The following is a 22,316-nucleotide window of genomic DNA, read 5'->3' as shown; positions in this document are numbered from 1 at the left end:
AAAATAATTAAAGTTAATTGTTGACGTGATGCTTTTATTATCGGTATCATAAATCTTCGTGAGCAATTATTTTTCGTTATACGATTTTTTTATTATTACTGAATTTTTGAGAGGAGAAATTAGATGTCAGTTAAGAAGAAAACGCAAGTACGCACCGGCAAAATGGTACGTGAACTAATGTTAGCAGACGAAGATGTAAATGCTTCGCTAATTATGGTATATAGTGAAAACGGTGTAAACGCAGAAATTAAAATCGAGGGCTTAACGCCGAAATGTAACGAAGAATTATTTTTGAGCGGAAACGTGGATTGGAACAAGAGTGTTATTTATAAAATTGTTGATTTCACTGGGAACGCTGAAGTTGGTAAAGTTACATTAACAGCGATGAACAAAAACAATGTTTCTCTAGAAGTTGAACGCGTTATGTGGAGCAAAGAAAATAAAGAAGCTGCTGAGCAAGAAGAAACTGTTGTAGAAGCTACTCCGAAAAAAGAAGTAGTTGTAGAAGCTCCAAAAGCAGTTACAGCTGCTCCAAAACCTGTTACGCGAATAGAAACACCTGTAGCACCTAAACCTACTCCGGTACCAACGCCGAAGCCAGTAAGTGTGGAAGCAGCTGTGGAACTATCTACTCCAGCACCTGTGAAAAAAGCAGTACCAACTCCAGTTACAAAGCAAGAGACAGCACCGGTCGCTCCTGCAAAACCGAAGCAACCTGCTTTGACTGAAACAAATACAAAACTACAAGAAAATTATGTTAAACTTGTGAAAAAGACAATTGAGGTTTGTCAAGATTACGAGCTTGGCATCGACATAGATGATTCTATTGAAGGATTAAAAAAAGAGCTACAAAGCCAAGGTATTAGCGTTACATTCGACAAAGAAATTATGGACGTTGTAAATCGCCTTCGTTCTTTACAAGATAAAGGAATCAAAGTAGAAAAAGTACTTAATTTACTATAAAAATAAGGAGATGGCGGTCGCCATCTCCTTATTTTTTATAATTCCATTCATTACTTTCATACTTCTCTTTTGCTAAAGTTTGAACTTCATGAAGCTGTTCTTCTGTTAGTTCATACGGTACAAGCTCTATATCTAAACCTTTTTCAAATCCAGTTTCAAACGCTTTAATTAGCTGTTCAATCGTAAATGTACGGTCTGTCAAATCATTAATCGCTACCGCTTTAGAAGAAAACATGTTTTTCATACGCTCTTTTACACGTTCATTCGGGAATAAAAATAGATCGTATAACTCATCTAAATCTATTTCTAACGGAATAGAACCGTGCTGTAAGATAACACCTTTTTGACGTGTTTGAGCACTACCTGCGATTTTTCTTCCTTCAACTACAATTTCATACCAAGATGGTGCATCAAAACATACTCCTGAACGCGGATTTTTTAAATTCTCACGATCCGCTTCTGTTTTCGGAACTGCATAATACGCTTCTAATCCTAATGCCTTAAAACCGTCTAATAAGCCTTGCGAAATAACGCGGTATGCTTCTGTAACTGTTTTTGGCATATTTGGATGATCTTCAGACACAATAACACTGTACGTTAATTCTTTGTCATGTAGTACACCCCTGCCGCCTGTTTGACGACGAACGAATCCATATTTCTTTTCGTTAACTACATCCATATTTATATCTTTTTCAACACGCTGGAAATACCCGACTGTTAATGTTGGTACTTCCCATTCATAAAAACGAATTGTTGGTGGCATTTTCTTTTCACTTTGCCAATTTAATAAACATTCATCTAACGCCATATTAAACGCTGGTGAACATTGACCAGAGTTAATATAACACCATTTTTCTTTTCCCATCCTACACCTCATATAACCAATTATTTTTCACATTCTCTAGTCTACCAAATTCGACAAAATTTGTGAAAGAATACGAAATTTCTTCTTATATACAAATGAATCTGTTGCATAAATACATATGGGCATTATAATATTGAAAGTAGGATAAGAAAAAAGGGAGCGATAGAATCGTGTCAACAAACTTGATTATTATACTAGCCGCAATTGCAGCATTCATCGGCTACACTGTATGGATGTATTTCTATCAGAAAAAATTAATTAAAACACTTTCAGAAGAAGAATTTCGCGCTGGCTACCGTAAAGCACAGCTTATCGATATTCGCGAAGCAGATGAATTTAATGCGGGACATATTTTAGGTGCACGTAACATTCCATTATCACAAATTCGCCTTCGCTACAAAGAACTTCGCCAAGATCAACCTGTTTATTTATATTGCCAAAGCGGATTCCGTACAGGTCGTGCAGCTCAATACTTAAAAAAACAAGGCTACAAAGATTTCTACCAATTAAAAGGTGGATTTAAATCTTGGTCAGGCAAAATTAAAAAGAAATAACATACAAAAAACTAGCTGCACGGTGCAGCTAGTTTTTTTATTCCATATTGTTCGCAATGTACAGTAGATTTTGTTTAATCACATCTTCATCTTTCTCATCTACATTACGATATAATAGCTGATATTCAATCCCCTTCTCTTTCCATATAAGCGTAGCAAATTCGTCCCCTCGCTCGTAATCATCCTTATTTTTAAAATAAGCAGGTGCTCCATTATTCAATTTCATTTGTTCTTGAAATCGATTCTCTTCTACGAGGTATGGAAAACTGTAAGAAAAGTTTGCCACTGTTAATTCTATATAGTCGTTCCTTCCTTTCTCTTGTTGCTTATATTTAATCGTTACGACAGAATTCTTCTTTCCCATCGTTCTTACCTCTCCCTTCACATCACTCGTAATGTCATAAGGTAAAAACGTTGGAACTTTAAACTTCGCCGGAAAATATTTCGGAAGTTCCTTTAGCGGAATGGGATCAGTAACACGGTCCTTAGCCCCTCCTGTTGTTCCTACAAATGTTTTTTCTTCTTGCATCGTTTGCTGAAATGAACATGAGCTAAGTATTACACTAGAAAACACGAAACAAATGATTCCTTTTTTCAATTTGTTTCCGCCCTTTCATACCGCTCTCTTAACGAGCGAAGCGTTTATACTCTCTTCTATTCGCCTCGTTATGAAACGCCTCCTTCGAAAACTTTCCACGTTATTCCCACACATTTTGACAAAAATTATTTGTAGACATACAAAAAAGACCCCGCTACTCTTACGCCCAAATAAAAAGGTTACGCGAATAACAAAAGTCATGTTTATAACATAGGTTGTGAAAAGCTTTTCAGGTCAAGTTTTTTTCATTCTTATTATTTTCCCCTTATAATTAAGTAAAGAGGTGATACATATGGCCAATATAAAACAGATTGCAAAAACTGCTGGTGTATCCATATCAACAGTTTCCCGTGTCCTTAATAATCACCCTTACGTAAAAGAAGAAAAACGTAAGCGTGTTCTAGATGCAGTTGAAGAATTGAACTATGCAAAAAATATTAATGCTGTCCATTTAATAAAAGGCAAAACATATACAATTGGTGTTATACTGCCTTTCATTAATCTTCCGTACTTTAGCACTATTATTGAAGGAATCGGAAACGAAGCATTATTAGCTGGATATCATATTAATTTATGCCAAACGAATTACGATAGTATTGAGGAAATTCGCGTTCTTGAAATGATGAAAATGAAACAATTTGACGGGATGATTATCTGCTCTCGAACGAATTCATGGGAACAAATTGAACCGTTCGCAAAATTTGCCCCCATTATTTCATGTGAAAAAATGAAACATCCCCTCATTTCATCTGTCTTTGTAGATCATTATGAAGGATTCCGTCTCGGTACTTCCTATTTACTCAGTAAAGGTCATGAAAAAATCGGCATTTGTTTAGCAAGAAAAACAAGTGTTAATTCAATCGAGCGTGAAAAAGCTTTCGCCGATACTCTTCGTCACGAAGGAAAAACAGTGCACCCTGATTGGATTTTTCATCAATGTTATACGATGCAGGACGGGGCAAAAATACTTCATCGTATTTTAAACATGAAAAATCGTCCAACCGCTATTTTTACAGCGAACGATCAAGTAGCTGCTGGTTTATTAACAGAGGCGAGAAAACATGGCATTCGCATACCTGAAGACCTCGCTATCCTTGGATTTGATAACCATGAAATTTCAAAAGCATTAGAAATTTCAACTATTGAACACCCCGGTCTTACGATGGGATCTCGTGCTTTTTCTTTATTCCATAATCAAATGCAAAGTGAGAAAATTATTGGAAGCGCAGAAGAACTGTCATTCCATTTAATTGAGCGAAAAACGATTTAAAAAGGAGCGTTAATTATAGCGCCCTTTTTTAAACTCTCACCTATTGACTTTATATTTTTCATCTCATATAATAAACCTAACGAACGGTAGGTAGGGGATGAAAATGACAGCAAACCGCATTAAAGCTGTAGCACTTTCTCATTTCGCACGCTACGGCTATGAAGGAACCTCATTAGCAAATATTGCTCAAGAAGTTGGGATTAAAAAACCATCGATTTACGCACACTTTAAAGGAAAAGAAGAGCTATATTTTACATGCTTAGAATCAGCTCTTCAAAAAGATTTGCAGAGCTTCACAGACGATATCGAAAACTTTTCAAATTCGTCCACTGAAGAATTGCTCTTACATTTGTTAAAAGGCTATGCAAAACGATTTGGTGAAAGTGAAGAATCAATGTTTTGGTTACGAACTTCTTATTTTCCGCCGGATGCATTTCGCGAACAGATTATTGATAAAGCGAATACACACATCGAAAACGTCGGAAAACTCTTATTCCCTGTGTTTAAAAGAGCAAGCGAACAAGATGAACTGCATAACATTGAAATAAAAGACGCTTTAGAAGCTTTTCTATGCTTACTTGACGGTCTTATGGTTGAACTATTGTACGCAGGTTTAAATCGCTTTGAGACTCGTTTAGACGCTTCTTGGAAAGTATTTTGGCGCGGACTTTCAAACTGACGGATTGCTCCTTTGCAATGCGTCGTTTTTAAGCCCTTTACCTAACGACTGGTAGGAAGGAGAACTGACATATGGCATGGATTTATGTAATCTTAGCTGGTATTATTGAAATTTTTTGGGTGATTGGACTAAAACACGCGGAGACACCACTTGAGTGGATAGGTGTCGCTCTATTAATTACAGTAAGTTTCGTCTTATTATTTAGAGCTTATAAAGATTTACCTGTTGGTACTGTGTACGCAGTCTTTACAGGAATCGGTGCAGGCGGAATCGTTCTGACAGAGATTTTCATTTTCGGAGAACCATTCTCTATTGTAAAAGTATTATTAATCGGTTTAATCTTCTTCGGAGTAATCGGCTTAAAACGAGTAACAGAAGAAAAAGAAGCGAAGGAGGCCGCATAAAATGGCTTGGGTATTTTTAATTCTAGCTGGTATTTGTGAAATTATTGGTGTACTCTTTATGAAAGTAGCCACTGAAAAGAAAGGCTGGGCACCAAAAGTTATTTTAATCGCTAACTTCGGCGTAAGCTTCTTCTTCTTATCCCTTGCGATGGACACATTACCGATGGGAACTGCTTACGCGATTTGGACTGGAATCGGAACTGCTGGAAGTGCACTTCTAGGTATTCTTATTTTCCGCGAATCAGCAGATTGGCGCCGCCTTGCCTTCTTAAGCTGCATTCTATGCGGTGCTGTTGGCTTAAAACTATTAGGCTAACGTGAGGTGAATGTCATGTGGAAAGAAAAAGAAAAAGGAAAACAAATCTTAACATGGATCACACTTGGGATCGTCATTCTATTGCAAATAAGTTTTCATATAATAGAATGGTTGTTTCATAAAGTATTATCCATTCTTACATTCCTTCCTAACATGGCACTTGAAATTGCATCTATCGCTTGGTCAATTATCGCCTCCATTACTATCGTGATTATATGGAGTATCGCCAAGCTATGGAATAAGTTATTTACAAAGGACAGTTCTTCTGAAAAAGAGTAACTGTCCTTTTTTTATCCCGCATTAACGGGCAGTAAGACCCCCACTGATTAAAGTTTCACTTTATATTCATTCAGATTTTCTATAGAAATTTGATGCGATCAGACAAAGCAGACCAGCTATGACAACACTTATACCAATCCCTTTATGCAAATTAGGAAATAGCGGTGGTATATCCGAATAAAAGTTTGCTAATATGAGACCGATTGAAACTAAAAGTACTCCTATTCTATATAACCATTTTCTTTTATTCATCATTCTCCCTCCTAAAATTTTTCATACCCTCCCTCCTTTTGGACATACTACCTAAAAAAGGAGTAGATCATATGCAAAATTCTATACATAAACAGATCCTATTTTTATTTTTTCTCTTTCTCATTTTCGTTATCGTGTTCAGCTTTATATTACATACTCCAAAAGATGTGCCAAATAACATTTCTTTTTATAAACTACTGCTCTCGTATTGTCGTTATTAAAGAAGGTGCCTTTTAAAATTCTTTGGCAAGAAAAAAAGACCAACATTTTCCTGTTGGTCTTTCGTATATGTATCACTTTTCAAAGCGATCTAACATTTCGTCTCTCATTCCGAAACTAACAACCGCAATTCCTACATACATAAAAAGAAGGAATGCCGGATGAACCGTATTGTACCAGCTGCTATCAACAATTAAATAAATCGTTAATGCCACAACAAGAACAAACGCTAAAATAAACATATAAAAGTGTCTTGTATTACCCATGATAAACTCCTCTCTTCTCACTTCACCATTCAACAGTATATTTTATCGAATAATTCGATATGACTCAAGGTTAACTTTCTGTTATGTAATCAAGTTCTACCTTTACAATGTCCTCACACGCTATTGAAATGATTGTTCCTTGTTTATCAATCGCTGTCACTTCTCTATTATCCATTACACGGTGCGCTACTCTTTCTAGTACTTTCCCTTGGTCTCTGTAACAAAATTCTTTTATATCTTTAATTGTTTCTCCATTTTCTAAATGGTATACCATTCTATAACATCGATATCCCATGCTTCCACCCCCACCTTGCTCGTTTTTTCACATATACATAAAAATGGGTAATTTCTACCTCATCACATCTTCTTAATTTCAATAAAATTCTAACAAAAATAAATACTTTTATCAAACCGACTTTTTCAACAAAACCACCTATAAAACTGCATCTTTACAACAATATGAAACAAAAAATAAAAATTTTTAACATTTTTTTCATTCTATCCGCACCAATGTTGCAAAAAAAAAAAGAACCCGCATGTAGCGAGTTCTTTTTATTCCAATCACACTTGTACAGGTGCTAGCTTTTCATAACGTAAAACTGGTTTACGAGCAGCCAATGTTTCATCCAAACGTTTAATTACCGTTGTATGTGGCGCTTCTTGTACAACTTCTGGATTTTCTTCTACCTCTTTAGCAATTTGAATCATTTTATCAATGAAACCATCTAATGTTTCTTTTGATTCTGTTTCTGTTGGTTCAATCATAATACATTCTTCCACATTTAATGGGAAGTAAATTGTTGGTGGATGGTAACCGAAATCAAGCAGACGTTTTGCAATATCTAATGTACGTACACCAAGTTTCTTTTGACGACGACCTGATAATACAAATTCATGCTTACAATGTCTGTCGAACGGAAGATCATAGAATGGTGCTAATCTTCTCATCATATAGTTCGCATTTAATACAGCATACTCAGTTACTGCACGTAGTCCATCTGGACCCATAGAACGAATATATGTGTATGCACGAACGTTAATTCCGAAGTTACCATAGAATGGTTTCACACGCCCAATTGCTTCTGGACGATCATAGTTGAAGTGATAACCATTTTCCGTTTTCTCTAAAATCGGTTTTGGTAAGTACGGAATTAAATCAGCTTTCACACCTACTGGACCAGAACCTGGGCCACCGCCGCCATGCGGACCTGTAAATGTTTTATGAAGGTTTAAATGCACAACGTCAAATCCCATATCTCCTGGGCGTGCTTGGCTTAATACCGCATTTAAGTTTGCACCATCATAGTATAATTTACCGCCTGCGTTATGGACGATTTCTGCCATTTCTAAAATATTTTCTTCGAATAGGCCTAATGTATTTGGATTTGTTAACATAAGTGCTGCTGTTTCTTCATTTACAACACGTTTTAAATCATCTAAGTCAACAAGACCATGTTCATTTGATTTTACCGTAATTGTTTCAAAACCAGCTACTGTTGCAGACGCCGGATTTGTTCCGTGAGCAGAGTCAGGAACAATTACTTTCGTACGGTTAAAGTCGCCATTTGCTTCATGGTATGCACGAATTAACATTAAACCTGTCCATTCTCCGTGTGCACCAGCTGCTGGTTGTAATGTAACAGTATCCATACCTGTAATTTCAATTAAATGCTCTTGTAAGTCGTACATTAATTCCATTGCACCTTGCACTGTCTTTTCATCTTGAAGTGGATGAATATTTGCAAATCCTGCGAAACGAGCTACGTTTTCATTAATTTTCGGATTATATTTCATCGTACAAGATCCAAGTGGATAGAATCCAGAATCCACACCGTGGTTACGGTTTGAAAGTGCTGTATAGTGGCGCATAATGTCAAGTTCAGATACTTCCGGTAGCTCTGCATCTTCTACTCGAATATAATCGCTCTCAAATACATCTTCTAGTTTCACTTCTTCTACATCTAATTTGGGTAAGCTGTATCCTACGCGTCCTTCTTTAGTCACTTCAAAAATAAGTGCTTGGTCTTGGTTCTTCATTGGATAGCCCCCATTTCGTTTACAAGTGTGTCAATTTCCTCTTTTGTACGAAGCTCAGTTACTGCTACAAGCATATGGTTTTCATGCTCTTTATAATCACGGCCTAGGTCGTAACCACCGATAATATTCTTTTGTATTAATACATCATTTATTTCTTTAACTGGACGTTTACAATCTACAACAAATTCATTAAAGAATGGTCCAGCGAACGTTACAGTGAAGCCTTTCGCTTCGAATTGACGTTTTGCATATTGTGCTTTAGAAATATTTTGACGTGCCATTTCTTTCACACCTTGTTTTCCAAGTGCAGTCATTGCAACAGAAGCTGCTAATGCATTTAACGCTTGGTTTGAACAAATGTTAGACGTCGCTTTATCACGGCGAATATGCTGTTCACGTGCTTGTAACGTTAATACAAATCCACGTTTACCATCTGAATCTACAGTTTGTCCGACAAGACGTCCTGGAATTTTACGCATAAATGCTTTCGTTGTTGCAAAGTAACCACAATGAGGTCCACCAAACTGCGTTGGGATACCAAATGGCTGTGCATCACCGATTACAATATCAGCACCAAATTTTCCTGGCGGTGTTAATGCGCCTAATGATAATGGATTTGAAGAAACGATAAATAATGATTTTTGTTGATGAACGATTTTTTCGATATCAGCTAACTTTTCAACTTGTCCGAAGAAGTTTGGATATTGAACGATTACGCAAGCAACTGTATCATCTACTTCGCTTTGTAATACGTCTAAATCTGTTACACCGTCTTTATGATCAATTTCAACAACTTCAAGATTTTGACCTTTTGCATATGTTTCAAGTACCGCTCTTGATTCTGGATGAACTGCATTAGACACAAGAATTTTCTTTTTGCGTGTATGACCAGCTGCTAGCATTGCCGCTTCAGCTAAAGCTGTACCTCCGTCATACATAGAAGAGTTTGCTACGTCCATTCCTGTTAATTCACAAATCATTGTTTGGAATTCAAAAATTGCTTGTAATTCCCCTTGTGAAATTTCCGGTTGGTATGGTGTGTAAGCTGTATAAAATTCTGAACGAGAAATAACATGATCAACAATTACTGGAGCGTAATGATCGTATACACCTGCTCCTAAGAAAGAAGCGTATTCTTTTAAATTAGCATTTTTACTAGCCATTTGAGATAACTCTTTTAAAAGCTCTGGCTCTGATTTTGCTTCTTTAATTTTTAAATCCCCTTTAAAACGAACACTCTCTGGAATATCAGAGAATAATTCATCGATCGTTTGAACGCCGATCGTTTGTAACATTTCTTTTTTGTCTTCTTCTGTCATTGGAAGATAACGATGCAACATGAAATCTACCCCTCTCCCCGTTACTTTGAACGTTTATAAAATGGTGTTGGAACAACTACTGCTTTGACGCGTTTATTACGAATTTCAATTTCTACTTCTGTATCAACTGCTGCGTATTTTACATCAATTAGTGCTAAACCAATGCTTTTCTTTAACGTTGGAGATTGTGTACCGCTCGTTACTTCCCCGATTTTTTCTTCACCTATAAATACAGGGTAATGCGTACGAGGAATACCGCGTTCGATTACTTCGATGCCGACTAATTTACGAGATGCACCGTTTTCTTTTTGCTCTTTTAACGTTTCTTTTCCAAAGAAATCTGCTTCTTTATTTGGTTTTACCGCAAAGCCAATTCCCGCTTCAATCGGTGTAATATCTTTTGATAATTCTTGTCCGTATAGCGGAAGTGTTGCTTCAAAGCGAAGTGTATCACGAGCACCTAAACCACATGCCTTTAAACCCTCTTCTGCTCCAACTTCAAGAAGTTTCTCCCAAAGTTTTGCAGCATCTTCACTCTTACAGTAAATTTCGAATCCGTCTTCACCTGTATAGCCTGTACGAGATACAAGTGCAGGAATTCCATCTACAAGAATATCGTTTTTAAATTTAAAGAACTTAATTTCTTTCAAATCTTCTGACACAACTTTTTGTAAAATGCCTTCTGCTTTTGGTCCTTGAATTGCAAGCTGCGCAACTTCACTAGAAACATTGACTACTTTCGCATCGCCAATTACATGACTTGCTAACCATTCGTAATCTTTCTCGATATTTGATGCATTGATTACTAATAAATAGTCTTCTTCACCACGTTTGTAGATTAATAAATCATCTACTGTACCACCATTTTCGTAGCACATAGCTGTATATTGTGCGCCTCCTACCTTTAAGGTAGATACGTCATTTGTAACAACACGTTGTAAAAATGCTAAACTATCTACACCTTTTACCTCAACTTCTCCCATATGAGACACATCGAACAAACCTGCCGCTGTACGTACAGCTTCGTGTTCTTCTTTAATGCTTGAAAATTGAACTGGTAATTCCCAGCCACCAAAGTCGATTGTTTTCCCACCATACTTCGCGTATACATCAAATAACGGTGTACGTTGTAATGTAATCATGCTCTTTCCCCCTTATGCTCTGACAAATCAATAAAAGTTGCTTCCCATATCTAAACATTTTCATTCTGAAAAGATAAGGTTATACGGAATCTCAGTATGTTTTTTTATGAAAGCGTAAATAAAAAGTTACTTTCTTGGATAAAATACGAAAGATTCCACACATTTCACACCATTATCCTAACATCATTCGCTATATTTCATCAATATTCTAGCATAAAAAATAATTTAGAATTTTTTATTCTTAATCTTATTAAATATAACTTTTGGGATTTAGCCCTTTATCTCGCATTAACTGGCAGTAAGACTCCCTCCTCAAAATTCAGCGAATGCGAGGAAGTTAGGTGGGAGATAACTGCCCGTAAATGCCCGATTGGTGCGGGCTAATAATCAGTGGGGATGAACCCTCCCCACTGATTAAAGTTTCACTTTATCATTGCTTATTCTTTAACTTTTAGTAATTGTGATAGTGCCTTATTACGAGGCTTATAATAAAGATTTTTTAAATAATCACTTTAGTTTATAAAAGGTGGGAGAGTCTTAATGAATGTCGATATTTCCGTAGATCGAACGTGGCAAAACAATTTTTTAAAAAGAGTTGATGAAGATGGTCCTTGGACAAATTGGGATTTATATCATTTAGCTTATAAAACAGAGAAATCATTGCTCGTCCCTACTTTTGATGGATTGCAAGCACCGAAACATTTATCACATTTTACGCCGCTTCCACATCAATTAGAGGTCGCTCAAAATGTCATTGAACAAATGAATGGTAAAGCGATTCTAGCAGACGAAGTCGGACTTGGAAAAACGATTGAAGCTGGACTTATTTTAAAAGAATATATGGTTCGAGGACTTGTAAAAAAGGTACTCATTCTCGTTCCAGCTTCTCTCGTATCTCAGTGGGCGTATGAACTAAACACAAAATTTTTTATTCCTGCGGTCGCTCAAAAGAAAAGTTATTCTTGGGAACAAGCTGATGTCATCGTTTCATCAATCGATACTGCGAAACGTTCACCGCATCGCGATATCGTTTTAAACCTAGAGTATGACCTTATTATTATCGATGAAGCACATAAACTAAAAAATAATAAAACAAAAAACTATGAATTTGCACAGCGATTAAAAAAGAAGTTTTGTTTATTACTAACTGCAACTCCTGTTCAAAATAAAATTGATGAAATCTTCAACCTCGTTTCTTTATTAAAACCAGGTCATTTAGGTAATCAATCTAATTTTGAAGAGTATTACGCTTCAAAAAATCGTTCCGCTGAATCCGATGAAGATTTAAAAGCTCTTATCAATAAAGTAATGGTTCGAAATAGACGCCATAACACTGGCATTGATTGGCCTAAGAGGCATGTACGAACAATCTTCGTTGAATTTAATGAAGAAGAACAAGCTTTGTATAATGAAATTGAAAATTGGCGTGGACAAAATGCCTTCACATCTGCTTTCTCATCCTTAACTTTAAAACGAGAAGCATGTAGTAGTCGTGAAGCTGTTTACTATTCATTAAAAAAACATGTAGAAAAAAGGCAGAAAGAAAATGAGCATTACATAAAGGACCCACATATTGATGTGCTGATGGATAAAATTAATCATATTCCGTTCAACTCCAAAGCAAATAAAGCACTAGAGCTTATAAAAGAAGTTGACGATAAAGTCATTATTTTCACTGAATATAGAGCTTCGCAAATGTATTTACAATGGTTCTTACAACAACATGGCATTTCCTCTGTCCCATTTCGCGGTGGATTTAAGCGCGGGAAAAAAGATTGGATGAAGGAGCTTTTCCAAAATCATGCCCAAGTATTAATTGCAACCGAAGCTGGTGGTGAAGGAATTAACTTACAATTTTGTAGCCATATGATTAATTACGACTTACCGTGGAATCCAATGCGACTCGAGCAAAGGATTGGACGTATTCACCGTCTTGGACAAAAAAATGATGTTCATATTTATAACTTAGCAACAAAGCATACTGTTGAAGAACACATTTTAAAACTACTGTATGAAAAAATTAATTTATTTGAACGTGTAATCGGTGAACTCGATGAAATTTTAACGAGAATCAACATGAAAAATATTGATGCGCATATTCAAGAGATTTTCGCGCAGTCAAAAAGCGAAGGTGAAATTCGAATCAAGATGGAAAATTTAACATCTATTATCGATTTTGCGAAGCGCAATGAAGCAGAGGTGCAGGACTATGCAGCAAAATGAAATTCATAATTACTTATACAACTTTTTTGAGGCGAATAACTGCGAAATTTTAGAACGTTCCCCTCACCTATTAGACGTGCAGTTAACAATTGAAATGGATAAATTATTAATGAATCGCCCTTTCTATTGGCACTATCTCGAAAAAACAGGAGGCGTTCCGAACCCGATGCGCCTTACTCTTATTACAAATCCGGAAAACGAAGAAAACGACGGTGAACTTATTCATTACGGTTCACCACGTTTGCATCAAATATTTGAAACGACAAAAGAACTAGGTTCATACATACGTTTATATGAGGAAGTGAAACATAGCGGGGCAACTCATACCCCCCTTCATCCTTGGCTTGGTGTAAATATAAAAGTATCTTATCAATGCGACCGAAAAAAAGACATACTTCATTCCATCGGTATTCATCTTATTTCTGGGACAATGATTGCAAACTTTCATGACACTTTAGCAGAAATCAAACTCACACCGAAAATACCTGATTTTTGTTTTACGCTCTCACCTATTATTAAGCCACAAAGTGGCTTACAACGTATAGAGGATGCTTTAAAAAGTATAATCGCTGAAGATGACCACACGTGGGCAAAAGAAGCGAGAGTGCGTTGGAATCACGATTTAGACCTTTTAAATCGCTTTTACGAAGATAGTGATGAACTTCCAGAAAGCTATGAAATTGAAAAGCAAGCATTACAAGAACAATACGAACCACGCATTACAATACAAATTATAAATGGCGGTCTCTTTTATGTTACCGCAAATCATTTTTTATCTTAAAGAAAGCTCCTTCAACTGTAGAAGGAGCTTTCTTTAAATTGTTTTTCCACCCTATTCTCTATCGTCATTACGCTCTTTTTGTTTTTTCTCTGTCATACGTTTTTGATATGCACGGTCCTTCGCACTTACATGATTTGCATCAGTTGGAAGGTTTTCTTTTGAACGCCCAATTCCATTACTCATCTTTTCCCCTCCTTTTTACACACTTCAAAATGCACCTTTATTTTCAGCTAAAAGTACAATCCTTATACAAAAAAATAAGAGTAGCAATTAGCTACTCCTACTCATTCACGTATTTTTGAAACATATCATGGATGCCTTTATTTACGAGGTTCGAGATCTGCTCGTCAGATTTATTCGGATACCGATCACGCAATCTGATAGATGCCTTCACCATTAAATTTTCTAATACAGAACGGCCACCTTCTCCATAAATAATTTCAGCATATTTAACAAGCCTTCCATCCTCTACTGTTGCTGGATTATGATTGAAGAAAAATTTACTCATTGTCTCCACCTCTCTCTTTTGATAACGTTTACATTTATATAGATTATTTATGTTATTTATTTCACAATATTGTATGCATGTATATTTAATTAGTTTCATTATAAAGCAACATATCGATAGTAAATATGTGATTTTCCGTCCATTTTGTGAACAAACCAAAAAATGAAAGCGTTTCCTTTATTATATACTAAAAAAACTTACTACGCTAGGGGCAATTTTTCAAATCTACTAATCATCTACTTTTCTTTTTTTTCATTAAACCTTATACAATTTTCAGAAATTATATTATAAAATATATGTATGACTTAAGGAGGCCATGTATGAATCAAAATAAAAAAGCTATATTAGATCTTGTCTTTTATCTCGTATTCCCATTCCTCATTTGGAAATTTGCAAAACCTTATATCGATCCTTATTACGCAATGTTAATTTCCTCTGTTCCGGGGATTATTTATACACTGTATACCTTTAAAAAAGAAAAACAGTTTAACGTTACAGGGTTCTTTATTTTAATTACACTTATTTCTAATACAGTGGTAGACTTAATATCTGGATCAGCGGAACGAATGCTATGGAATGATGCATATTATCATATCGTACTTGGCTGCATCGTTATATGTACAATCTTTATAAAAAAACCAATTATGTTATATTTCGCTGCGGACATCGCAGCGTTGCAAGGTCATGACCGCGATAAAAGTCGTGAGCTTTACCGGGATAGTCGCATATATCCAGCACTGCAATATTTAACACTATTTTTCGGTCTTCAATTTATATTAAAAAGTTTCTTGAAAATCTATTTCATCTCTGTTTTCGGTGTAGATGGATATGGTGAAATGAGAGCTATTATGACCGCTGTTGGCTGGGGGATTTCTATTTGTATAGGAATTGGATTTGTCTGGGTAAACAATAAAATACATGCAGTTACTGAGGAAAAAGAATCCGTGCAGTAAATAAAAATCCCCTAGTATATGATGCTACTAGGGGATTTTTATTTTGCTAGACATATTACGAAAAAGTTAGCTTGATTTTTTTCTTTTATTTTTTACATTTCGATAAAACAAAGCAGCGCTCAGTGGCATAACACCAAACCATTTATTTAAGAATGGCTCTTTCTCCGCACGACGTTGTTGTTTCTGTTGTTTTCGATCCTCTTTTGGAGCATCCATATATGACACAAATTGCTGTGTCACAAAGCGTACATAATCATTAGTAGACATATTATCATCACCTCTACTTGATTAGTATGTCCACTTTTTTATTCATTAATCTTTTGCTTTAATTCATTCATAATTTGCTTTACTGACTTATTTGTCGTATCGATATGAATATCAGCCTCTTCATAATAAGCTCGGCGCGATTCAAATTTCGTTACAAATGCATCTATATCTTTCTTCTGAAATAGTGGACGTGTCGTATCTTCACGAAGCCTTTTTGCAATTACATGTGGATCACAATATAAATACACAACAGTTCCATTTTCCTTCATCCACTTTCGATTTTCCTCTCGTTCAATAATCCCTCCACCAGTTGTAATAATTACATTTTGAACCGGTAGTGAACGTAACATTTCACTTTCATATTCCCGAAAAACCATTTCGCCTTCTTCTGCAAAAATATTTCGAATTGCCTTCTCTTTCTGCTCTTCGATTTTTTGATCTGTATCTACAACATCCATTTGAAGTTCTTTACTTAACGCTTTTCCAATTGTTGTTTTCCCGGCTCCCATATAGCCGGTTATGTATATAGATTTCATTTTCGTTCCTCTCAATCATCCGTTGTTATTTGTTATTATAACGAAAGATATTACTTTATTTAATCAAAAAAACGTTTTGTTCTTCTTATAAAATGAAGAACAAAACGTAATATACTCACTTTTACTTATAAGTACCTCTTCTCACCCACTGCGTTGCAATCCATTTCTCACCTTTCGTTACAGGTGCTCCTCCATGTAACGTAAGCTCATTTAGTGATTGATCTTGATAAAAATACTCAAAGTATACTGCCATTCCCTTTCTAGGGTGTACAGAAAGATTTAATTTCGGGAAGAACGTTTCCCCGCCTTCTTCTACATCATTTAAGTACATCACAAGAGTACTGATACGATTATTAGCAGCTGATCTACTATGTTCCGCAAAATAATCATAGTGCGCTTTATATTCTTGATCCACTTCATAATTTAAAATGTGCAATCCTTCTCCATGTGCTACAGGAACATTCGTGATAGATGAAATTCGTTTTTCAATCTTCGACGTTAGTTCATTCTCTTCCAAAAATGCACCGCTACTCGTTCGAATATCATTTACATTACGTGATGAACCAACTTTAGAACGCTCCATTTTATTTTTAGACAATTCAATTAATTCGTCGCATTCTTCATTACTTAATACATTTCCTAATACGACAATAAGAGGTTCTTCGAATTTTGAAATAATTTGTATTTCCCTATCCTCTGTCATAATCGCATTTCCTTTATGATCAAAAATAGTTTGTTCTTTATTTTCACCTATTTGATTGTTATTTGTCATTTCCTTATCTCCCTAGAAAAAATGATTGGATAGCATGAATATATCATATTCTTTCTACCTTTCTCTTTTTTGAGAAAATTTAAACTTTTGATCGTCGCTTTTATCCCTTTCCACAAAGAAATTGACTCAATCCACAATAGGAATTAATGGTTCTCTCCCGCTTGTTTTACACATTATCCTTCTACCCAATCCAATATTTTATTATCCTGTTTCCTATAGCGAAAGCTCCCTGTGTAAAAAACTCTCTGTTTTGTAACACATTGCAGCGAAATGATAATACCATCATTTTCAAAGACGTACTTTCCACTCACTTCTCCTCTTTCATACTGAAATAAAAAAACATCCTCTTTTTCTTTTTGCTGTAGGTCTCTTTTTATATCTGAAATCGCTCGATTAACGAGTTCCTCCATGAAAAAACTTTGCTCTATTTCAGAATAAAATTTTTTATCCGAAAGTAACATATTTGTTTCGTACATCAAAAAAGAAATGAGTAAAATAAGAAAAATAATTGTTCCTGGCATTGCAAATCCACCTTGTTTTCTCATGTTTCTATCTCAATTTCACTATAGCGCACAGCCACGCCTTCATATATTTCACCACTTATATCTTTCACATATATATATAGCAAATGAGGTGTTAATTTATACGAAATCGCTTCAATCCTTTGTAATATAAATTCCCTTCCGCGCATATTTACTTTTCTTATTAAATTACTATTCACTTTTTCATACGTCACCTGATCACCATTACGAAGCTGGAAGCGTAAAATATTCTCACCATTTTCTAGTGCTATCTTCCTCCCACTTGATACTTCACGAAACTCTAATTGCATTTGTCCCAAAAACACATCCCACTCCCAATCATTTAATCCTTTTGAATGTGTATTTTCTATCCCCATAATATGAAGACGTGGTAAAAGTAAAAAGAACATTGATAAAAGAAACAAACATACAATCATTTCTATCAATGTAAATCCCACTTCCTTTTTATCTTTTCTCTGCATAAAGGCATTGCTCCATCGCTTTTCCTCTCATATCTTTCCACATCGTACAAACTTCATCTCCTCTCCAATATGTGTAATATACAATTCCTTTTATGACTTGCTCTTTTACTTGCTTTTCCTCATTCTCATACTTAAATAAGACCGCTTCTTTTTTTAATAATATTAATGCTTTATAGCTCATTTTTATATTTTTTCTTTCTTGCATAATTAATAGTGTTTGCGGGAGCAGTAACGATACTGCCATCATTATTAAACTTAACGCTACAACCATTTCAACCATTACTGATCCTTTTTGACACTTCACGATACGTAAATCTCCCTCTTCCAAGTTGAAATACAACCTCATATTTATACCCCCGATAGGAAAGTAAAATCGTACCACCTCTATTAATATTTCCGCTCGGATTATATGTCATTGGATTTGGAAAGGTATGCAAATCAATTTGGACATCTTTATCATATTCTCTCTTAGCAATTAAAAAGTCCGTCTCCGATTCCGAAATATAATACATATGTTTCTCTTTAAACCAGCGTAACGTATAATGTTTTTGATGCTTAATCGCTAACTGCTGCATATACAAAATATCAGTTGAAAACTGTTTCAAAAACTGCTCATTTTTTTGTTTTTCATGTAATGAAGTAACGTTAAAATGCGTAACAACACTCAGTACAGAAATAGCAAATAATACAAGTAGCATTTCTAAAAGCGTAAAACCTTTTTGCTTCACGATTTCCCGGCTGATACCGTGCCATCATTTGAAATATGAATGGATTCACCATTCGGACACTTATCAGCTGTAATATATTTCTCATCACTTAGCTCTTTTAACGATGGAATTTTATTATGCTGTAATTGGTATACCTGTATTTGTGCTTCTATAGATTTCACATAGGCTGCACATCCTTTTCCTTGGACGGATGTGCGCTGTGTAACTACATTTGGAATAATTAATAGTAATAATACAGTTATGACAACCATAACTAATAACATTTCTAAAAGAGTAAAACCCTCCTCATTATGCATGTAAATGCCCCCTAAATAGAATTCATCATTTGAAACATCGGCATAATCATCGCTAAATACATCAGAATGACTATAACCCCAAGACATGTAAATAAAATAGGTTGAATCACAAATAACATACGTTTAATTTTTTGTTCTACCTTTTCAATAATGAGCTCACTGTAATCACCAAGCTCATTTGCTAAATTACCGTTTGCTTGTCCATGCGTAATGATATAAGAAAGTTCTTTTTCGTAATAACCGCTTTTATCAATAATAGATTGCAACGGTTCTCCTGCAATTAATTGCCGCTCAATTCGGGCTGCTTCATACTGAAAGAACGGGTGATACTTTTGCTTCATCATTATTGTTAACGCTTCGTGTACCGACAATCCACCGTGTAATAAACCACTTAATTGAGCGGAAAAATAATGCGAATGATTTAAAATAAGAAATGTTTTCATAAGGGGAATACGGATCATAATCTTTACCTTTTGAGTAGGCGGAAGTTTTCGGAAATAAAATATATATAAACTAAAGCTCGTTATTACGATAAGAAAAATGATATAAATGAAGTAGGGTAATAATTTAATTGCAACTAAAATTTGCTCCGTAAGTGGTGGTGCTGTAGAACGTAAAGAACTATACATCATTTCAAACTGAGGCAATAAAATGAGGTTAAAAACAGAAAGCATAATCATTAAAAAAAATGATAAAAACATAGGATATCGCATTACTTTCATCATATCTTTCCTATATTTATCCTTCTTGTAAAGAAGTACACTCCCTTGTTGCAAAGCAAAAGAAATGTCACCGTGTCGCTCTGCATAAAACAAATAACTTAGCACCTCTGGATGAAACATTAATTGGTGAAAAGAAGCGTGCAAACTTTGTCCATTTTTCAATCCCTCGATCATACGCTGTAACTGTAATTTCTTCCCTAATGGTAGTTGAAACTGCAAAAATTCTAATGCCTGTAAAAGTGAGTAACCTTTCTCTAATAAATCACTTAATCTTTTCCATAATACTACTTGATCACTTAAGCTCCATTTTCTCTTAAACATAAACATCTTCTTCTAAAAAGCCTAAAGCATACCCTTTTCGCACTGATGCTTCCAATGTTTCATACTGATACGTAACATGTTCTCCGCTTGCTTCTTTAATCGCTTGTTTTAATTCATATCCATATAACAGTTCATAAATACTCGCCTGCCTTACTTGCCTCATTGATTTACATAAAGTTGAACACTTCCCTCTGCAAAATGGACATTTTAATTCAACGAGTCGCTGAGCAGCTACAGCTAATAATGACTGTTCAATTTCTTGCCTTGTAATACCATAATCCATAAATCGTAGTATCGCTCCTTTCGCATCATTTGTATGCAAGGTTGTCATCACTAAATGTCCCGTCAAACTGGCCCTTACAGCTACTTTTGCTGTTTCTTCATCACGAATTTCGCCAACTAAAATAATATCTGGATCGTGACGCAAAATAGCCTTTAATCCTGTCTCATATGTGATACCTGCTTTTTCATTTATTTGAATTTGTAATAAACCGTCTTTTCTTCTCTCAACTGGATCTTCCAGAGTAACAATACGACGTGTTTCTCCTTTTCTAGCTACTTCTAATAACGCATACATTGTTGTTGTTTTTCCAGAACCAGTCGGCCCAGTAAATACGAGTAATCCATGAGAATGCTTTAAAAAAGAGAGTAATTTTTCCGCTGAACTTGGAAATAACGAAAGATGAGACAACGGCTGAACAAATGCTTGTAAATGGAGGCGAATAACGAGACTTTCTTGATATACTGTTGGAAGTGTTGAAAGGCGTAAATACACTTCTTGTCCATCAATTTGTAAGTACAACGAACCATTTTGAGGTTTTCTCCTCTCTCCTATATCCATTGATGCTAAAAACTTAAAGTGCGAAACAAGCTTTTTTCCAAATTCCTTTTCAATACACCGTTTCGTAATTAAATCTTTTCCTATACGTAATTGAATTGCCACATCCTTCTGCCTGGGCACAATATGTAAGTCTGATGCTTGCACCCCACAAGCTTCTTTCATAATCGTATTCGCAAAAAGCTCGATACCGTTCATCAAATTTCCCTCCTCACCATGTATATATCATGAAGAACTGGAAAAGAAAAATTAGGACTTTTGTATTTTCACTAGGATAAAAAGGAAAAATATGTTTGTGAAATTATGAACAATTTCCGAATTATTGTCTGAAATTACCTATATGTCAGTTTATCTGTATTATAATGTTAATATCTTGGATAAAGTGATAAAGGTGGAGATCCTCATGGAACAAGCTTTAAAAATTACAGGTGTATTATCTGACCCTACTCGTTATTATATTTATAAATATATTTCGCAAAAACATAATTACGTAACTGTACAAGAAATTGCAGATGAGTTTGACATTCATCCAAACGTGGCGCGTTTACATTTATCTAAATTAGAAGATGTTAATATGCTCAAATCAGAAACAAAAAAAACTGGGAAAGGTGGAAGACCAAGCAGACTATACGTCTTGTCTCAAGATGTCATCCAGTTACAATTTCCATTTCGTGATTATCAATTATTAGCGAAGATAGCATTTAATTCACTGCTAAGCTTAGGTAGCGCTGGTGAAAAAGCGCTATATGAAACAGGGAAACAATTCGGCAAAGAATTAATGCAACAACATATGCATCGCTTAAATGTAAGTGCAGAAGCATTAACAATAGAACAAAAAATGCAAATCGCAAAAGAAGCATTCTCAACAGCTGGTTTATCTCCTGCTTTTGAATTAAGTACGGATGGTACAAAAATTTTCTATGATGTACACAATTGCCCATTTAAAGAAGTTGCTGCGCATCATCCGACTGAGATTTGTAATATGCACGGAGATATGATGAAGGGGATTTTTGAAATCCTATTCCCGAACGTGGAATTAACACGAAACGATAGTCTACTAGATGGATGCAAATCTTGTAACTATAAAGTGAAACTTTAATCAGTGGGGGGGTGTTCTTCCCCCACTGATTATTAGTTGAACCAATCGGGCTTTTACGGGCAGTTATCTCCCACCTAACTTCCTCGCATTTGCCGAATTTTGAGGT

At 35.4% G+C, this 22,316-nt stretch carries 31 protein-coding genes and 1 pseudogene; 12 read left to right on the top strand and 20 right to left on the bottom strand.

Annotation, left to right across the window (positions count from 1 at the left end; all coding sequences use genetic code 11):
• Positions 1 to 123 precede the first annotated feature (123 nt).
• Positions 124 to 963 (top strand): hypothetical protein, encoded by an 840-nt coding sequence (locus KI356_RS18540; RefSeq protein WP_128280966.1) that lies wholly within the window; start codon positions 124 to 126, stop codon positions 961 to 963.
• 28 nt (positions 964 to 991) lie between these two features.
• Here KI356_RS18540 and KI356_RS18535 read toward each other — a convergent pair whose 3' ends face one another.
• On the bottom strand, positions 992 to 1,828 hold the full coding sequence (locus tag KI356_RS18535) for a lipoate--protein ligase family protein (protein WP_088059986.1): 837 nt from the start codon (positions 1,826 to 1,828) through the stop codon (positions 992 to 994).
• Positions 1,829 to 1,998: 170 nt separating this feature from the next.
• On the opposite strand from KI356_RS18535, the gene KI356_RS18530 reads away from it, so the two are divergent.
• Positions 1,999 to 2,382, top strand: coding sequence for a rhodanese-like domain-containing protein (locus tag KI356_RS18530; RefSeq protein WP_002122476.1), 384 nt, complete (start codon positions 1,999 to 2,001; stop codon positions 2,380 to 2,382).
• A gap of 37 nt (positions 2,383 to 2,419) precedes the next feature.
• On the opposite strand, the gene KI356_RS18525 is transcribed toward KI356_RS18530, so the two are convergent.
• Positions 2,420 to 2,956, bottom strand: coding sequence for a hypothetical protein (locus tag KI356_RS18525; protein ID WP_002122477.1), 537 nt, complete (start codon positions 2,954 to 2,956; stop codon positions 2,420 to 2,422).
• Between the two features lie 316 nt (positions 2,957 to 3,272).
• On the opposite strand from KI356_RS18525, the gene KI356_RS18520 reads away from it, so the two are divergent.
• The 5 genes from KI356_RS18520 to KI356_RS18500 all read left to right on the top strand — a co-directional run bounded on the left by KI356_RS18520 (position 3,273) and on the right by KI356_RS18500 (position 5,928).
• Positions 3,273 to 4,250, top strand: coding sequence for a LacI family DNA-binding transcriptional regulator (locus tag KI356_RS18520; RefSeq protein WP_212936101.1), 978 nt, complete (start codon positions 3,273 to 3,275; stop codon positions 4,248 to 4,250).
• A gap of 97 nt (positions 4,251 to 4,347) precedes the next feature.
• Positions 4,348 to 4,929, top strand: a complete 582-nt coding sequence (locus KI356_RS18515) for a TetR/AcrR family transcriptional regulator (RefSeq protein WP_002122480.1) — start codon at positions 4,348 to 4,350, stop codon at positions 4,927 to 4,929.
• 71 nt (positions 4,930 to 5,000) lie between these two features.
• Positions 5,001 to 5,333 (top strand): DMT family transporter, encoded by a 333-nt coding sequence (locus tag KI356_RS18510; RefSeq protein WP_002199376.1) that lies wholly within the window; start codon positions 5,001 to 5,003, stop codon positions 5,331 to 5,333.
• Position 5,334: 1 nt separating this feature from the next.
• The gene (locus tag KI356_RS18505; protein ID WP_105584530.1) at positions 5,335 to 5,649 is read left to right on the top strand and encodes a DMT family transporter; all 315 of its coding nucleotides are present in this window, start codon (positions 5,335 to 5,337) and stop codon (positions 5,647 to 5,649) included.
• A 15-nt stretch (positions 5,650 to 5,664) separates the two neighbouring features.
• A complete protein-coding gene (locus KI356_RS18500; RefSeq protein WP_212936100.1) occupies positions 5,665 to 5,928 on the top strand; it encodes a DUF3975 family protein in 264 nt (87 codons plus the stop codon).
• Positions 5,929 to 5,994: 66 nt separating this feature from the next.
• Here KI356_RS18500 and KI356_RS18495 read toward each other — a convergent pair whose 3' ends face one another.
• The 6 genes from KI356_RS18495 to gcvT form a co-directional block, all read right to left on the bottom strand.
• On the bottom strand, positions 5,995 to 6,180 hold the full coding sequence (locus tag KI356_RS18495; protein WP_128280963.1) for a hypothetical protein: 186 nt from the start codon (positions 6,178 to 6,180) through the stop codon (positions 5,995 to 5,997).
• A gap of 293 nt (positions 6,181 to 6,473) precedes the next feature.
• On the bottom strand, positions 6,474 to 6,665 hold the full coding sequence (locus KI356_RS18490; RefSeq protein ID WP_002088608.1) for a hypothetical protein: 192 nt from the start codon (positions 6,663 to 6,665) through the stop codon (positions 6,474 to 6,476).
• A gap of 70 nt (positions 6,666 to 6,735) precedes the next feature.
• Positions 6,736 to 6,960, bottom strand: a complete 225-nt coding sequence (locus tag KI356_RS18485; protein ID WP_000542261.1) for a DUF3929 domain-containing protein — start codon at positions 6,958 to 6,960, stop codon at positions 6,736 to 6,738.
• Between the two features lie 266 nt (positions 6,961 to 7,226).
• On the bottom strand, positions 7,227 to 8,702 hold the full coding sequence (gcvPB, locus tag KI356_RS18480) for an aminomethyl-transferring glycine dehydrogenase subunit 2 (protein WP_002122485.1): 1,476 nt from the start codon (positions 8,700 to 8,702) through the stop codon (positions 7,227 to 7,229).
• Positions 8,699 to 10,042: an aminomethyl-transferring glycine dehydrogenase subunit 1 gene (gcvPA, locus tag KI356_RS18475; RefSeq protein ID WP_088059992.1), complete on the bottom strand. Its 1,344-nt coding sequence runs from the start codon at positions 10,040 to 10,042 to the stop codon at positions 8,699 to 8,701. Before gcvPA ends, gcvPB begins: the two co-directional genes overlap by 4 nt.
• Positions 10,043 to 10,062: 20 nt before the next feature.
• Positions 10,063 to 11,163, bottom strand: a complete 1,101-nt coding sequence (gene gcvT / locus KI356_RS18470) for a glycine cleavage system aminomethyltransferase GcvT (protein WP_002122489.1) — start codon at positions 11,161 to 11,163, stop codon at positions 10,063 to 10,065.
• A 540-nt stretch (positions 11,164 to 11,703) separates the two neighbouring features.
• Here gcvT and KI356_RS18465 point away from each other — a divergent pair.
• Complete coding sequence (locus tag KI356_RS18465; protein WP_128280961.1) at positions 11,704 to 13,386, top strand: DEAD/DEAH box helicase; 1,683 nt, start codon at positions 11,704 to 11,706, stop codon at positions 13,384 to 13,386.
• Positions 13,373 to 14,167 (top strand): YqhG family protein, encoded by a 795-nt coding sequence (locus tag KI356_RS18460; protein ID WP_002088611.1) that lies wholly within the window; start codon positions 13,373 to 13,375, stop codon positions 14,165 to 14,167. The genes KI356_RS18465 and KI356_RS18460 overlap by 14 nt, the downstream gene beginning before the upstream one ends.
• Before the next feature lie 51 nt (positions 14,168 to 14,218).
• Here the strand turns inward: KI356_RS18460 and KI356_RS28420 are convergent, their stop codons facing one another.
• On the bottom strand, positions 14,219 to 14,350 hold the full coding sequence (locus tag KI356_RS28420; protein ID WP_002122492.1) for a hypothetical protein: 132 nt from the start codon (positions 14,348 to 14,350) through the stop codon (positions 14,219 to 14,221).
• Positions 14,351 to 14,447: 97 nt separating this feature from the next.
• Positions 14,448 to 14,675, bottom strand: coding sequence for a hypothetical protein (locus tag KI356_RS18455; RefSeq protein ID WP_000032701.1), 228 nt, complete (start codon positions 14,673 to 14,675; stop codon positions 14,448 to 14,450).
• 73 nt (positions 14,676 to 14,748) lie between these two features.
• On the opposite strand from KI356_RS18455, the pseudogene KI356_RS18450 reads away from it, so the two are divergent.
• Both KI356_RS18450 and KI356_RS18445 read left to right on the top strand, forming a co-directional pair.
• Positions 14,749 to 14,866, top strand: a pseudogene (locus tag KI356_RS18450) (GTP pyrophosphokinase).
• Between the two features lie 129 nt (positions 14,867 to 14,995).
• Positions 14,996 to 15,628 carry a VC0807 family protein gene (locus tag KI356_RS18445; RefSeq protein ID WP_128280960.1) on the top strand — a complete coding sequence of 211 codons (633 nt, stop codon included), beginning with the start codon at positions 14,996 to 14,998 and terminating at the stop codon, positions 15,626 to 15,628.
• Positions 15,629 to 15,694: 66 nt separating this feature from the next.
• On the opposite strand, the gene KI356_RS18440 is transcribed toward KI356_RS18445, so the two are convergent.
• From KI356_RS18440 to comGA, 10 genes are all read right to left on the bottom strand, one after another.
• Entirely contained in the window at positions 15,695 to 15,895 is a 201-nt protein-coding gene (locus KI356_RS18440; RefSeq protein ID WP_002015009.1) for a YqzE family protein, read from the bottom strand.
• Between the two features lie 38 nt (positions 15,896 to 15,933).
• Positions 15,934 to 16,431, bottom strand: a complete 498-nt coding sequence (locus KI356_RS18435; RefSeq protein WP_212936099.1) for a shikimate kinase — start codon at positions 16,429 to 16,431, stop codon at positions 15,934 to 15,936.
• Between the two features lie 121 nt (positions 16,432 to 16,552).
• Entirely contained in the window at positions 16,553 to 17,203 is a 651-nt protein-coding gene (locus tag KI356_RS18430) for a 2OG-Fe(II) oxygenase (protein WP_212936098.1), read from the bottom strand.
• A gap of 173 nt (positions 17,204 to 17,376) precedes the next feature.
• On the bottom strand, positions 17,377 to 17,748 hold the full coding sequence (gene comGG / locus KI356_RS18425) for a competence type IV pilus minor pilin ComGG (RefSeq protein WP_212936097.1): 372 nt from the start codon (positions 17,746 to 17,748) through the stop codon (positions 17,377 to 17,379).
• Positions 17,745 to 18,206, bottom strand: a complete 462-nt coding sequence (comGF, locus tag KI356_RS18420; protein ID WP_212936096.1) for a competence type IV pilus minor pilin ComGF — start codon at positions 18,204 to 18,206, stop codon at positions 17,745 to 17,747. Before comGF ends, comGG begins: the two co-directional genes overlap by 4 nt.
• Positions 18,190 to 18,486 carry a type II secretion system protein gene (locus tag KI356_RS18415; protein WP_128281310.1) on the bottom strand — a complete coding sequence of 99 codons (297 nt, stop codon included), beginning with the start codon at positions 18,484 to 18,486 and terminating at the stop codon, positions 18,190 to 18,192. Before KI356_RS18415 ends, comGF begins: the two co-directional genes overlap by 17 nt.
• Positions 18,479 to 18,934: a competence type IV pilus minor pilin ComGD gene (comGD, locus tag KI356_RS18410; RefSeq protein WP_212936095.1), complete on the bottom strand. Its 456-nt coding sequence runs from the start codon at positions 18,932 to 18,934 to the stop codon at positions 18,479 to 18,481. The genes KI356_RS18415 and comGD overlap by 8 nt, the downstream gene beginning before the upstream one ends.
• Positions 18,931 to 19,230 carry a competence type IV pilus major pilin ComGC gene (gene comGC, locus KI356_RS18405; RefSeq protein ID WP_212936094.1) on the bottom strand — a complete coding sequence of 100 codons (300 nt, stop codon included), beginning with the start codon at positions 19,228 to 19,230 and terminating at the stop codon, positions 18,931 to 18,933. The genes comGD and comGC overlap by 4 nt, the downstream gene beginning before the upstream one ends.
• Before the next feature lie 11 nt (positions 19,231 to 19,241).
• Complete coding sequence (gene comGB / locus KI356_RS18400) at positions 19,242 to 20,279, bottom strand: competence type IV pilus assembly protein ComGB (protein WP_274388391.1); 1,038 nt, start codon at positions 20,277 to 20,279, stop codon at positions 19,242 to 19,244.
• Entirely contained in the window at positions 20,266 to 21,309 is a 1,044-nt protein-coding gene (gene comGA / locus KI356_RS18395; RefSeq protein ID WP_128280953.1) for a competence type IV pilus ATPase ComGA, read from the bottom strand. The genes comGB and comGA overlap by 14 nt, the downstream gene beginning before the upstream one ends.
• Positions 21,310 to 21,514: 205 nt before the next feature.
• Between comGA and KI356_RS18390 the strand changes: the two genes are divergently transcribed.
• Positions 21,515 to 22,210: a helix-turn-helix transcriptional regulator gene (locus KI356_RS18390; RefSeq protein WP_002122506.1), complete on the top strand. Its 696-nt coding sequence runs from the start codon at positions 21,515 to 21,517 to the stop codon at positions 22,208 to 22,210.
• Positions 22,211 to 22,316: the final 106 nt, after the last annotated feature.

Origin of the sequence: Bacillus hominis, from assembly GCF_018332515.1 — a bacterium.
In the GTDB taxonomy this organism is placed as follows: domain Bacteria; phylum Bacillota; class Bacilli; order Bacillales; family Bacillaceae_G; genus Bacillus_A; species Bacillus_A hominis.
This window is presented reverse-complemented; position numbering and strand designations above follow the sequence as displayed.